Genomic DNA, 13,234 nt, shown 5'->3' on the forward strand with positions numbered 1-13,234 from the left:
AAAGGCCCAATTTTACGCGTTCATGGTCGTAAGTACGAACCGCGCAGCGGCCAGCACGAAAAAAAACCGGAACACGAGGTTCCGGTCTTCGATACAGCCAGCAGCCCGATCAGCGCCGCAGTCAGCGTTTCCTCGGCGCCGGCAAGTCGGTACAAACGCCCTTGTACACCTCGGCCGCCATGCCGATCGACTCGCCCAGGGTCGGGTGCGGGTGGATGGTCTTGCCGATGTCCACGCCGTCCGCGCCCATCTCGATCGCCAGGGCGACTTCGCCGATCATGTCGCCGGCATTGGTGCCGACGATGGTGCCGCCGACGATGCGGTGGGTCTCGGCGTCGAACAGCAGCTTGGTGAAGCCTTCGGCGCGGCCGTTGGCCACCGCGCGTCCGCTTGCGGCCCACGGGAAGTGGCCCTTCTCGACTTTCACGCCCTTGGCCTTGGCTTCGTCTTCGGTCAGGCCGACCCATGCCACTTCCGGATCGGTATAGGCCACCGACGGGATCACTTTCGCGTCGAAGTAGGCTTTCTCGCCGTGCGCGGCTTCCGCAGCCACGTGGGCTTCATGCACGGCCTTGTGCGCCAGCATGGGCTGGCCCACCAGGTCGCCGATCGCGAAGATGTGCGGCACGTTGGTGCGCATCTGGCCATCCACGCCGATGAAGCCGCGGTCGGTGACCGCCACGCCTGCGTTCTCGGCGCCGATCTTCTTGCCGTTCGGGCTGCGGCCCACGGCCACGAGCACCAGGTCATAGGTCTGCGGTTCGGGGGCGGCAGCGCCGGCTTCGGCGGCTTCGAAGCTCACCTTGATACCCTCCGGCAGCGCTTCCACGCCGACGGTCTTGGTCTTCAACATGATGTTGTCGAAGCGGTGCGCGTTGTACTTCTGCCAGACCTTGACGGCCTCGCGGTCCGCGCCCTGCATCAGGCCGTCCATCATCTCGACCACGTCGATGCGCGCACCCAGGGTCGAGTACACGGTCGCCATTTCCAGGCCGATGATGCCGCCGCCGATCACCAGCATGCGCTTCGGCACCTGGCGCAGTTCCAGCGCGCCGGTCGAATCGACGATGCGCGGATCTTCCGGCACGAAAGGCAGCTTCACGACCGAGGAACCGGCAGCGATGATGGCCTTCTGGAACTTGACCACCTTCTTGGCGCCGTCGGCTGCCGTGACTTCGATGTGGTTCGGGGAGAGAAAACGTCCGACACCCTGCACCACGTTGACCTTGCGGCCCTTGGCCATGCCGGCCAGGCCGCCGGTCATGGTCTTGATCACGCCATCTTTATACGCGCGCAGCTTGTCGATGTCGACGTCCGGCTTGGCGAAGCTGACGCCGAGGTCGGCCATGTGCGCGGTTTCGTCCATGATGTGCGCCACGTGCAGCAGCGCCTTGGACGGGATGCAGCCCACGTTCAGGCAGACGCCGCCCAGGGTCGCGTACTTCTCGACCAGCACGGTGTTCATGCCGAGGTCGGCGGAGCGGAAGGCGGCCGAGTAGCCGCCCGGACCCGCGCCCAGCACCATCATTTCGCATTCGACGTCGACCTGGCCGCTGTAGCTGGCGGCGTTCGGCGCCGGCACGGCGTTCGGTGCGGCTGCGTCAAGCTTGTGGGCCGGTGCGTAGGAGTCGGTCGGGGCGGCGGCGGCGGTCGGGGCCACGGCTTGCGCGCCGATCTGCGCGGCCGGTTTATCGGACGATGCAGCAGGCGCAGCGGCCGGAGCAGTGCCAGCGCCGGCTGCTTCGTCCAAGAGCAGCAGCAGCGAGCCCTCGCCCACCTTGTCGCCGACCTTGATCTTCACTTCCTTCACGACGCCGGCGTGGCTCGACGGGATCTCCATGCTGGCCTTGTCGGACTCCACGGTCGCCAGCGACTGGTCGACCTTGATGGTGTCGCCCGGCTTGACCATCAGCTCGATGACTTCGACTTCCTTGAAATCCCCGATGTTCGGGACCTTGACTTCAATGGTGCTCATCTTGTCGGCTCCTTACAGCAGCGTCTTGCGCAGGTCGGCCAGGACGTCGGCCAGATAGGCGGCAAAGCGTGCCGCACCGGCGCCGTCGATCACGCGGTGGTCGTACGACAGTGCGATCGGCTGCATCAGGCGCGGCTGGAAGGTCGAGCCGTCCCACACCGGCTTCATCGCCGACTTGGACAGGCCCAGGATGGCCACTTCCGGTGCGTTGATGATCGGCGTGAAGTTGGTGCCGCCGATGCCGCCCAGCGACGAGATGGTGAAGGTCGCGCCCTGCATGTTGGCCGGCGACAGCTTGCCGTCGCGGGCCTGCGCGGACAGCTCGCCCATTTCGGTGGCGATCTGCGAGACCGATTTCTTGTCGGCGTCCTTGATGACCGGGACCACCAGGCCGTTCGGGGTGTCGGCCGCGAAGCCGATGTTGTAGTACTGCTTGAGGATCAGCGCGCCGTTCGGCTCGTCCAGCGAGGCGTTAAAGGCCGGGAATTTCTTCAGTGCGGCGACCGAGGCCTTGATCACGAAGGCCAGCATGGTCAGCTTGACCGGCGACTTGGCTTTCGCATAGGCGGCGTTGGAATCGACGCGGAAGGCTTCCAGGTCGGTCACGTCGGCTTCTTCGAAGTGCGTGACGTGCGGGATCATGACCCAGTTGCGGTGCAGGTTCGGACCGCTGATCTTCTTGATGCGCGACAGCGGCTGGACTTCGGTCGGGCCGAACTTGCTGAAGTCGAGCGACGGCCATGGCAGCAGGTTCATGCCTGCGCCACCGCCACCGCCGGCGGCGGCCGGTGCGGCGGTCGGGCCGGCGGCCATCACGCCCTTCACGAAGCCCTGCACGTCCTGCTGGGTGATGCGGCCCTTCGGACCGGAACCCTTGACCTTGCCGAGGTCGACGCCCAGTTCGCGGGCGAACTTGCGCACCGACGGCGAGGCGTGGGCGTTGGCGAAGCTCGGCGCCGGGCCAGACGATGCTGCGGCCGGTGCAGCTGCAGCTGCCGGTGCTGCTGCCGGTGCGGCGGCGGCAGCGGACGGCGCGGCAGCAGGAGCCGCTGCGGCAGGCGCCGGCGCGGCGGCGCCACCGGCTGCCGTTTCAACCAGCAGCACCAGCGAACCCTTGGCGACCTTGTCGCCCACCTTGACCTTGATTTCCTTGACGGTACCGGCGTGGCTGGACGGGATCTCCATGCTGGCCTTGTCCGATTCGACCGTGATCAGCGACTGTTCGACCTTGATCTGGTCGCCCGGCTTGACCATCACTTCGATGACTTCGACTTCCTTGAAATCGCCGATGTCCGGCACGGTGACTTCGACGATGCCGCCCGATGCCGCCGGCGCGGCTGCGGCAGGCGCCGGCGCCGCGGCCGGAGCCGGTGCAGCGGCTGCAGGTGCCGGAGCGGCAGCCGGCGCCGGGGCAGCGCCCGCGCCCTCAGCCTCTTCCAGCATCAGCATGACCGAACCTTCGGCAACCTTGTCGCCGACCTTGATCTTGATTTCCTTGACAACGCCGGCATGGCTGGACGGGATCTCCATGCTGGCCTTGTCCGATTCCACCGTGACCAGCGACTGGTCGACCTTGATGGTGTCGCCCGGCTTGACCATCAGCTCGATCACTTCCACTTCCTTGAAGTCGCCGATGTCGGGGACTTTGACTTCCACAATGCTCATGTTGGGTAGCTCCGTTTTTATTAGTTAGCTGTAAAACCGTCGTACCCGCGCAGGCGGGTACCCAAGTTTCTGTGGTCTGCCACGAACTTGGATTCCCGCCTTCGCGGGAATGACGGCTTCTCGAGCATTACTGGGTCACAGGATTCGGCTTGTTCGGATCGATGCCGTACTTCGCGATCGCGTCCTGCACCACCGACGCCGGGATCTTGCCTTCCTCGGCCAGGGACTTCAGCGCGGCGACCGTGATGTAGTAGCGGTTCACCTCGAAGAACTCGCGCAGCTTGACGCGCGAATCCGAGCGGCCGAAGCCATCGGTGCCCAGCACCTTGTAGGTGCGGCCATTCGGGATGTAGGCGCGGATCTGCTCGGCGAACATGCGCATGTAGTCGGTGGTCGCGACGATCGGGCCTTGCGTGTCCTTCAGCAGCTGGGTCACGTACGGCAGGCGCGGCGCCTCGAGCGGGTGCGTCAGGTTCCAGCGGTCGGCATCCTGGCCGTCGCGGGCCAGCAGGGTCAGCGACGGGCAGGACCAGACGTCGGCGGCCACGTTCCAGTCGTTCTTCAGCAGCTCGGCGGCGAATTCCGACTCGCGCAGGATGGTGCCGGAGCCCATCAGCTGGACGCGGTGGGCGGCGTTCTGGTCGCCTTCCTTGAGCAGGTACATACCTTTGAGGATGCCCTCTTCGGTACCCGGCTTCAGGCCCGGCTGCTCGTAGTTCTCGTTCATGATGGTGATGTAGTAGAAGACGTCTTCCTGCTTCTCCACCATGCGCTTCAGGCCGTCCTGGATGATCACCGCCACTTCGTGGCCGTAGGTCGGGTCGTAAGGAATGCAGTTCGGGACCGTGGCCGCGATGACGTGGCTGTGGCCGTCCTCATGCTGCAGGCCCTCGCCGTTCAGCGTGGTGCGGCCGGCGGTGCCGCCCATCAGGAAGCCGCGGGCGCGGATGTCGCCTGCCAGCCAGACCAGGTCGCCAACGCGCTGCATGCCGAACATCGAGTAGAAGGTGTAGAACGGGATCATCACGCGGTTGTTCGACGAGTAGGACGTCGCCGCGGCGATCCACGAGCACATGCCGCCCGCTTCGTTGATGCCTTCCTGGAGGATCTGGCCGGCCTTGTCTTCGCGGTAGTACATCACCTGGTCCTTGTCGACCGGCTCGTACAACTGGCCCTGCTGGTTGAAGATGCCGATCTGGCGGAACAAGCCTTCCATGCCGAAGGTACGCGATTCGTCGACCAGGATCGGCACGATGCGCTGGCCGATCTCCTTGTCCTTCAGCAGCGCGGTGATCACGCGCACATAGGCCTGGGTGGTCGAGATTTCGCGGCCGGCGGCGGTCGGCTCCAGCACGGCCTTGAAGGTTTCCAGGGCCGGCACGGCCAGCTTCTCGTCGGCCTGCTCGCGGCGCGACGGCAGGTAGCCGCCGAGGGCCGCGCGGCGCTCGTGCAGGTACTTGATTTCAGGCGCGTCGTCGGACGGCTTGAAGAAGGGGATCTCGGCCAGCTTGTCGTCCGGGATCGGGATCGCGAAGCGGTCGCGCATTTCGCGGATGGCTTCGTCGTCCAGCTTCTTGGTCTGGTGCGCGGTGTTGCGCGCTTCGCCGGACTTGCCCATGCCGAAGCCCTTGACGGTCTTGACCAGCAGGACGGTCGGCGAGCCCTTGTTCTCTTGCGCGTTCTTGAAGGCGGCGTAGATCTTGTGCGGATCGTGGCCGCCGCGGGTCAGGCGCCAGATGTCGTCGTCGGTCATGTTGGCGACCATCTTCAGCAGCTCGGGGTGCTTGCCGAAGAAGTGCTTGCGCACGTAGGCGCCGTCCTTGGCCTTGTAGTTCTGGTATTCGCCGTCGACGGTTTCCATCATCACGCGCTGCAGGATGCCGTCCTTGTCCTTGGCCAGCAGGGCGTCCCAGCCCGGGCCCCAGATGACCTTGACGACGTTCCAGCCGGCGCCGCGGAAGTCCGCTTCCAGTTCCTGGATGATCTTGCCGTTGCCGCGCACCGGGCCGTCCAGGCGCTGCAGGTTGCAGTTGACGACCATGACCAGGTTGTCGAGCTTCTCGCGCGCGGCCATGCCGATCGCGCCCATCGATTCCGGCTCGTCCATCTCGCCGTCGCCGCAGAAGACCCAGACTTTACGGGCTTCGGTGTCGGCGATGCTGCGGGCGTGCAGGTACTTCAGGAAGCGCGCCTGGTAGATCGCCATCAGCGGGCCCAGGCCCATCGACACGGTCGGGAACTGCCAGAAGCCCGGCATCAGTTTCGGGTGCGGGTAGGAAGACAGGCCCTTGCCGTCGACTTCGCGGCGGAAGTTCAGCAGCTGTTCTTCGGTCAGGCGGCCTTCGAGGAAGGCGCGCGCGTAGACGCCCGGCGAGGAGTGGCCCTGGATGTACAGCAGGTCGCCGCCGTGATTCTCGCTCGGCGCTTTCCAGAAGTGGTTGAAGCCGATGCCCAGCACGTTGGCCAGCGAGGCGAAGGACGACAGGTGGCCGCCCAGGTCGCCGTCGGCGCGGTTGGCCTTGACGACCATCGCCATGGCGTTCCAGCGCATCCACGAGCGCAGGCGCTCTTCATATTCGAGGTTGCCCGGGCAGTGCTCTTCGAGGTGTGCCGGGATGGTGTTGACGTAGGCGGTATTGCTGGAGAAGGGCATCTGCGCGCCGCGGCGGCGGGCCAGGTCGACCAGGCGCTCCAGCAGGTAGTGGGCGCGATCGGTGCCTTCGAATTCGATGACTGCTTCGAGAGCGTCGAGCCATTCCTTGGTCTCGAGCGAATCCGGGTCATTGGCGGCCTGGGCCGTCAACTGATCGAGTTGAGCTGACATTGCTACGTCTCCTTGAGTGTGGTGCCCCACCCGATCCCGAGATCGCCCGGACGTTTGGTGGCGAATAAGGTATTAACAGACTATCCCTAAATTAAAGCCTGTCGATTCTACCAGTGGAGCACTTATTTTTCAAAATACGATATTCAATTTCATAATATGGAAAATGCCCATGCATCGAGGATGCACGTCGCCCCCGCGAACATACCGTCGTCCCCGCGAACATACCGTCGTCCCCGCGCAGGCGGGGACCCAAGTTTTGTTCGCATTACCGGAACGCCGGCAAACTTGGATCCTCGCCTTCGCGGGGACGACGAGGGAAACGCAACCGAGCAGCTACACCCATAAATATGACAATGAACGCAGCCGCGCGGCGCGCGATTCCGGACGCGCACGTATAATTTCGTTTTTGTCCAGACCGAGCCCCGCCATGCCCGCCCAACTGATCGACGGAGTCAAACTTTCCCAACAACTGCGCGCGGACATCGCCCGCCGCGCCGCCGAACTCACCGCCCAGGGCCGCCAGCCCGGCCTGGCCGTGATCATCGTCGGCGACGATCCGGCCAGCCACGTCTACGTGCGCAACAAGGTCAAGGCCTGCGGCGATGCCGGCTTCCATTCGGTGCTGGAAAAGTACGAAGCGGATTTCGCGGAGCAGGCGCTGCTGGACCGCATCGCCGCGCTGAACGCCGACCCGGGCATCCACGGCATCCTGGTGCAGATGCCGCTGCCCAGGCACATCGACCCGTCGAAGGTGATCGAGGCGATCGCCACCACCAAGGACGTCGACGGCTATTCGGTGCTGTCGGCCGGCGAGCTGGTCGCGAACCTGCCGGGCTTCCGTCCCTGCACGCCCTACGGCTGCATGAAGCTGATCGAGACCACCGGCATCGACTTGCGCGGCAAGCATGCGGTGGTCATCGGCCGCTCGAACACGGTCGGCAAGCCGATGGCCCTGCTGCTCTTGCAACAGAACGCCACCGTGACCATATGCCATAGCGCGACCCCGGACCTGGGCTATCACACCCGCCAGGCCGACGTCGTCGTCGCCGCGGTCGGCCGCCGCAACACCCTGACCGGCGACATGGTCAAGCCGGGCGCGGTCGTGATCGACGTCGGCATCAACCGCGACGACGACGGCAAGCTGTGCGGCGACGTCGATTTCGCCAGCGTCAGCGAGGTGGCCGCGCACATTACGCCGGTCCCGGGCGGGGTCGGCCCGATGACGATTACCATGCTGTTGATGAATACCCTCGAGTCCGCGGAACGCGGGCTCCCGAAAAATGAAGCACAGCCTGGCCAGGCGCAGGGAATGGATCCGAAGCCCGGCCTGGTTTGAACCCTGGAAGGAATACCACGATGAGCGATACCACCAGCAATCCCCTCCTCGACTTCACAAGCCTGCCCCGCTTCGACCTGATCAAGCCGGAACACGTGACGCCGGCGATCGAGCAGCTGATCGCCGATGCGCGCGGCGTGGTCCAGCAGCTGGAAGCGCCAAGTGACAGCGTCAGCTGGGACGGCTTCGTGGTCCCGCTCGAGGAGTCGACCGAACGCCTGGGCCGCGCCTGGGGCGTGATCAACCACCTGAACCACGTGATGGACACGCCCGAGCTGCGCGCCGTCTACAACGAGAACCAGCCGAAGGTGACCGAGTTCTGGACCGAGCTGGGCCAGAACGAGGCGCTGTTCGGCAAGTACAAGCAGCTGCGCGGCAGCACCGAATTCGCCACCCTGAGCCCGGCGCGCAGGCGCATCGTCGAGAACGCCCTGCGCGACTTCCGCCTGGGCGGCGCCGAACTGCCCGAACAGCAGAAAGAGCGCTTCGCCGAGATCCAGGAGCAGCAGGCCGCGCTGTCGACCCGCTTCTCGGAAAACGTGCTGGACGCGACCAACGACTTCAAGCTGCTGGTCGAAGACGAAGCCGAGCTGGCCGGCCTGCCGGAAGATGCGAAGGCCGCCGCCCGCGCCGCCGCCGAGCGCGATGGCAAGTCCGGCTGGCAGTTCTCGCTGCACTTCCCGTCCTACTTCCCGGTGCTGCAGTTCGCCGATAGCCGCGCGCTGCGCGAAAAAATCTACCGCGCCAACGCCACCAAGGCTTCCGAGATGGGCGCCGTGTTCTCGGAAGTCGAGAAATGGGACAACACGAGTAACATCGCCCAGCTGCTGAAGCTGCGCGACGAAGAAGCCAAGCTGCTCGACTTCCGCAGCTTCGCCGACGTCTCGCTGGAGCCGAAGATGGCCGAGAGCCCGGAGCACGTGATCGCGTTCCTCGAAGACCTGGCCCGCCGCGCCCGCCCGTATGCCGAGAAAGACCTGGCCGAGCTGCGCGCCTTCGCGAAGGATGAACTGGGCATCGAAGAGATGCAGGCCTGGGACGCCACCTACGCCTCCGAAAAGCTGCGCGAGCAGCGCTATGCCTTCTCGGCCCAGGAAGTGAAGGAGTACTTCCCCGAGCCCAAGGTCGTGGCCGGCCTGTTCGGCGTGATTTCGAAGCTGTTCAATGTGAGCATCGCGCCGGACCAGGCGCCGGTCTGGCATCCGGACGTACGTTTTTATCGCATCGAGCGCGACGGCCAGATGATCGGCCAGTTCTACCTGGACCTGTATGCGCGTCCGGGCAAGGGCCAGGGCGCGTGGATGGACGACGCGCGCGGCCGCAGGCTGACCACGGGCGGCATCGTGCAGACCCCGATCGCCTACCTGACCTGCAACTTCACGCCGCCCGCCACCGTCGATGGCCAGCTGCAGCCGTCCCTGTTCACGCACGACGAAGTGACGACCCTGTTCCACGAGTTCGGTCACGGCCTGCACCACATGCTGACCGAAGTCGACGAGCTCTCGGTGTCCGGCATCTCCGGCGTGGAATGGGATGCGGTCGAGCTGCCGTCCCAGTTCATGGAGAACTTCTGCTGGGAGTGGGATGTCCTGCAGGGCATGACGGCGCACGTGAAGACCGGCGAGCCGCTGCCCAGGGAACTCTACGAGAAGATGCTGGCGGCGAAGAACTTCCAGTCCGGGATGCAGACCCTGCGCCAGGTCGAGTTCTCGCTGATCGACATGCACCTGCACTACGACTTCGACCCGAACAGCCAGAAGACGGTGCAGGATCTGGTCGACGAAGTGCGCACCAGGTTCTCGGTGCTGATTCCGCCTTCGTTCAACCGCTTCCAGCACAGCTTCGGCCATATCTTTGCCGGCGGCTATGCAGCGGGTTACTATAGCTACAAGTGGGCGGAGGTGCTGTCGGCCGATGCCTATGCGGCTTTCGAAGAAGCGGTGGAGGCGGGCGGCGGTGCGCTGGACGAGACCGGCAAGCGCTTCCATCGCGAGATCCTGTCGGTGGGCGGCTCGCGTCCGGCGCTGGAATCGTTCAAGGCCTTCCGCGGCCGCGAACCGCAGATCGACGCGCTGCTGCGCCACAACGGTATGCAGGCGGCCTGACAGCCTGCATTTGGAGCGAGTGATGAGGAATGGGCGGGACAAGAGCGGCGCAGGGCGCGGGTGGCGGATGCTGCCGGGATGGATGCTGCTTGTGTGCCTGCCTGCTTTCTCCCAGATGTATAAATGGACCGATGCCCATGGCACGGTCCATTACACCGATACCCCGCCACCGCCGTCGCAGAAGGCCAGCCGGATCAAGGCGCCTTCCGCGGGCGGGCCGGCGCAGGCGCCCCTGCCCTACGAACTGGCGCGCGCCGTCAAGGCCAGCCCGGTCACCCTGTACACCACCACGCAAACGGCTTGCGCCGGCTGCGACCAGGGCCGTGCGCTGCTGCGCGCACGCGGCGTCCCCTTCACCGAAAAGACCGTCGACAACGACGAAGACAAGGAACAGCTGCGCCAGCTCACCGGCAAGCTGGAACTGCCGCTGCTGCTGGTCGGCAGCCGCAAGCTGGCCGGCTTCCAGGACGCCGCCTGGCAGGATGCGCTGAACGCGGCGGCCTATCCGCGCTCGGCCCAGCTGCCGCGCGGCTACCAGTACGCGGCGCCCCAGGCAGCGGCCACCGCCACCGCCGAGGTGCCGGCGCCGCCCGCGCGCGCGAAGAACGCGCCGCCGGCCAACGATGACGCCGACGCCGCTTCGCAAGCCGCGGAACAGCAGCCGCGCCGTCCGGCGCAAAAGCCGCGCAATGCGCCGCCCGGTTTTCAATTTTGACGCATAGCACGCCCATGACCCGGATCGACTTCCATACCAATATCCCCGACAAGCTCGGTTACGCATGCCGGCTGGCGCGCAAGGCCTATGCCGCGCGCGGCAAGGTCGTGCTGCTGGCCGAGACCAGCGACCAGGCCGACCAGTTGAACGAAGCGCTGTGGACCCTGTCCGGCACCGATTTCGTGCCGCACGTGATGGCCGGCGACCCGCTGGCGCCGGAGACGCCGGTGATCGTCACCTTCGACGAGCGCGCCGCCCTGCCCCACCACGACATGCTGGTCAACCTGACGCGCCGCACGCCGGAAGGCTTCGACCAGTTCGCGCGCGTGTTCGAGATCATCTCGACCGACGAGGAAGACGCCGCCGCCGGGCGCGCCCGCTACGTCGCCTATCGCAAGCAGGCATACCCGCTGACCCATTTCGTCGCAGGCCAGTCATGACCGATACCCCATCCTTCGACGAGATCCCGGTGCTGACCGAGGTGGTGGCCGACAAGGCGCCGGTGCCGGCGATCGTGCCGGGCGTGCCGTCGAGCGCTGCGGACGCCGTTGCGGAGGACGCGCCGCCCGCCGATGCGGCAGCCGATGCGCCGGTCGCGGAGGAACTCGAGGCGATTCCCGTGCTGGACGCGCTGCCCGAACGGGCGGCGGCTGAAGCCGCCCCGGCGCAGTCCGCGGCCCTCGACGACGAAGCCTGGCGCGCGCTGGAAGAGCGCCTGGTCACGCGCGTGCTGGACCGCCTGCAGCCGCGCATCGACGTGGTGCTGGAAGACCAGGTGCGCGACCAGATGGCGGTGGTGCTCGACCACGTGGCCGAGCGGCTCGGCGTGGAGCTGCGCTCGGCCCTGCAGCAGTCGATCGAGCACGTCGTCGCGCGCGCCGTGCAGCAGGAACTGGCGCATCTGATCGCGCGCCAATCCTGAGCGTTTCCCGCCTTGTTTGACCCGCCGCGGGGCGGTGTTGCACCGGCCCTGTGCGTGCCCCAGCTTTTGCTTTACCAAGCGCGGACAGTGATGTACCTTTTCCCGGCGTATGAACGCAATCATCTGGAGAGGACATGCAGGTCACTATGAAATTCACCCTGATCCCGGCCGCCGTCGCGCTGGCCTTCGCCGGCTCCGCCTGGGCCCAGCAAGTCGTCAAGATCGGCCACGTGGCGCCGATCTCCGGCCCCAGCGCCCACCTCGGCAAGGACAACGAGAATGCGGCGCGCATGGCGATCGACGAACTCAACGCCAAGCCCTTCACCATCAACGGCCAGAAGGTCACGCTGCAGCTGATCTCGGAAGACGACGGCGCCGATCCCAAGCAGGGAACGGCGGTGGCGCAGAAGCTGGTCGACGCCAAGGTCAACGGCGTGATCGGCCACCTGAATTCGGGCACCACGGTGCCGGCCTCGAAAATCTACAACGATGCCGGCATCGTCCAGATCTCGCCGGCCACCACCGCGCCGGCCTATACCCGCCAGCGCTTCCCGGGCGCCTTCCGCGTGGTCGCCAGCGACGCCAAGCTGGGCGGCACGCTGGCCAGGTATGCGGCCGACACGCTGAAGGTGAAGAACATCGCCGTCATCGACGACCGCACCACCTACGGACAGGGCGTGGCCGACGAATTCGTGAAGGGCGCCAAGGCCGCCGGCATGAAGGTGACGGGCCGCGAATTCACCAACGACAAGGCGACCGACTACACCGCCATCCTCACCTCGATCAAGGCCAAGAAGCCCGACCTGATCTTCTTCGGCGGTATGGACTCGGTGGCCGGGCCGATGCTCAAGCAGGTCAAGGCGCTGGGCATCCCGGCCACCTTCATGGGCGGCGACGGCATGTGCACCGAAGCGCTGGGCCGCCTGGCCGGCGACGGCCTCGGCGAGGGCAAGGTCTACTGCGCCGAAGCCGGCGGCGTCAAGGGTCCGCAGGAGAAGGTGATGGACGACTTCCGCGCGCGCTACAAGAAGAAGTTCAACCAGGACGTGCAGCTGTACGCGCCTTACGTGTACGACTCGGTGATGGTGATGGCGACCGCGATGCAGAATGCGAAGTCGGCGGATCCCGCGAAATACCTGCCGGCGCTGAAGGCGATCAAGTACGAGGGCGTGACCGGCACCATCCAGTTCGACCAGGCGGGCGACATCAAGGACGGCGCGCTGACCCTGTTCACCTACAAGGGCGGGAAGCGGACCAAGCTCGACGTGGTGCGTTAAGCCTGTCTGGACCGCGCATGAAAAAAGCGCCCTGTTCCTGGGGCGCTTTTCCGTTGAGGAGCCGAGGCGGATTATTTCTGCGACAGTACCCACTTCACCAGGCTGCGGGCTTCGGCCTCGCTCACCTGCGGATTGGCCGGCATCGGCACCGGACCCCATACGCCCGAACCGCCCTTCATGACCTTGGCCACCAGCTTGTCCTCGGCGCCCTTCTGACCCGCGTATTTCGCGGCGACGTCCTTGTAGGCCGGGCCGACCAGCTTGTTGCCGATAGCGTGGCACGCCATGCAGTTCTTGGCCTTGGCCAGGTCCGCCTGCGCGAAGGCGCTGGTCGACACCAGGGCGGAGACCGCCATCAAGATCATCAGGGACCGTTTCATTCCGTACTCTCCAAAGTTTAATCCTGTGCAAATTC

10 protein-coding genes are annotated in these 13,234 nt (G+C 65.7%); 6 read left to right on the top strand and 4 right to left on the bottom strand.

The window, feature by feature from the left end; genetic code table 11:
• Positions 1–121: 121 nt before the first annotated feature.
• From lpdA to aceE, 3 genes are all read right to left on the bottom strand, one after another.
• Positions 122–1,975, bottom strand: coding sequence for a dihydrolipoyl dehydrogenase (gene lpdA / locus ACFPO9_RS04400; protein ID WP_379767661.1), 1,854 nt, complete (start codon positions 1,973–1,975; stop codon positions 122–124).
• A 12-nt stretch (positions 1,976–1,987) separates the two neighbouring features.
• Positions 1,988–3,640, bottom strand: coding sequence for a dihydrolipoyllysine-residue acetyltransferase (gene aceF, locus ACFPO9_RS04405; RefSeq protein ID WP_379767664.1), 1,653 nt, complete (start codon positions 3,638–3,640; stop codon positions 1,988–1,990).
• A gap of 127 nt (positions 3,641–3,767) precedes the next feature.
• The gene (aceE, locus tag ACFPO9_RS04410) at positions 3,768–6,464 is read right to left on the bottom strand and encodes a pyruvate dehydrogenase (acetyl-transferring), homodimeric type (protein ID WP_379767667.1); all 2,697 of its coding nucleotides are present in this window, start codon (positions 6,462–6,464) and stop codon (positions 3,768–3,770) included.
• 427 nt (positions 6,465–6,891) lie between these two features.
• Between aceE and folD the strand changes: the two genes are divergently transcribed.
• The 6 genes from folD to ACFPO9_RS04440 all read left to right on the top strand — a co-directional run bounded on the left by folD (position 6,892) and on the right by ACFPO9_RS04440 (position 12,819).
• Positions 6,892–7,800 carry a bifunctional methylenetetrahydrofolate dehydrogenase/methenyltetrahydrofolate cyclohydrolase FolD gene (folD, locus tag ACFPO9_RS04415; RefSeq protein WP_379767670.1) on the top strand — a complete coding sequence of 303 codons (909 nt, stop codon included), beginning with the start codon at positions 6,892–6,894 and terminating at the stop codon, positions 7,798–7,800.
• A gap of 20 nt (positions 7,801–7,820) precedes the next feature.
• Positions 7,821–9,905: a M3 family metallopeptidase gene (locus tag ACFPO9_RS04420; protein WP_379767673.1), complete on the top strand. Its 2,085-nt coding sequence runs from the start codon at positions 7,821–7,823 to the stop codon at positions 9,903–9,905.
• 82 nt (positions 9,906–9,987) lie between these two features.
• On the top strand, positions 9,988–10,620 hold the full coding sequence (locus tag ACFPO9_RS04425; protein ID WP_379767676.1) for a DUF4124 domain-containing protein: 633 nt from the start codon (positions 9,988–9,990) through the stop codon (positions 10,618–10,620).
• A 14-nt stretch (positions 10,621–10,634) separates the two neighbouring features.
• Positions 10,635–11,060, top strand: a complete 426-nt coding sequence (locus ACFPO9_RS04430; protein ID WP_379767679.1) for a DNA polymerase III subunit chi — start codon at positions 10,635–10,637, stop codon at positions 11,058–11,060.
• On the top strand, positions 11,057–11,542 hold the full coding sequence (locus ACFPO9_RS04435; protein WP_379767682.1) for a hypothetical protein: 486 nt from the start codon (positions 11,057–11,059) through the stop codon (positions 11,540–11,542). Before ACFPO9_RS04430 ends, ACFPO9_RS04435 begins: the two co-directional genes overlap by 4 nt.
• Positions 11,543–11,676: 134 nt before the next feature.
• Positions 11,677–12,819 (top strand): branched-chain amino acid ABC transporter substrate-binding protein, encoded by a 1,143-nt coding sequence (locus ACFPO9_RS04440; protein WP_379767684.1) that lies wholly within the window; start codon positions 11,677–11,679, stop codon positions 12,817–12,819.
• Between the two features lie 71 nt (positions 12,820–12,890).
• Here the strand turns inward: ACFPO9_RS04440 and ACFPO9_RS04445 are convergent, their stop codons facing one another.
• Positions 12,891–13,199 carry a c-type cytochrome gene (locus tag ACFPO9_RS04445; protein WP_230019888.1) on the bottom strand — a complete coding sequence of 103 codons (309 nt, stop codon included), beginning with the start codon at positions 13,197–13,199 and terminating at the stop codon, positions 12,891–12,893.
• Positions 13,200–13,234 lie beyond the last annotated feature (35 nt).

Source organism: Massilia aerilata (assembly GCF_042656905.1).
GTDB lineage: Bacteria > Pseudomonadota > Gammaproteobacteria > Burkholderiales > Burkholderiaceae_D > Telluria > Telluria aerilata.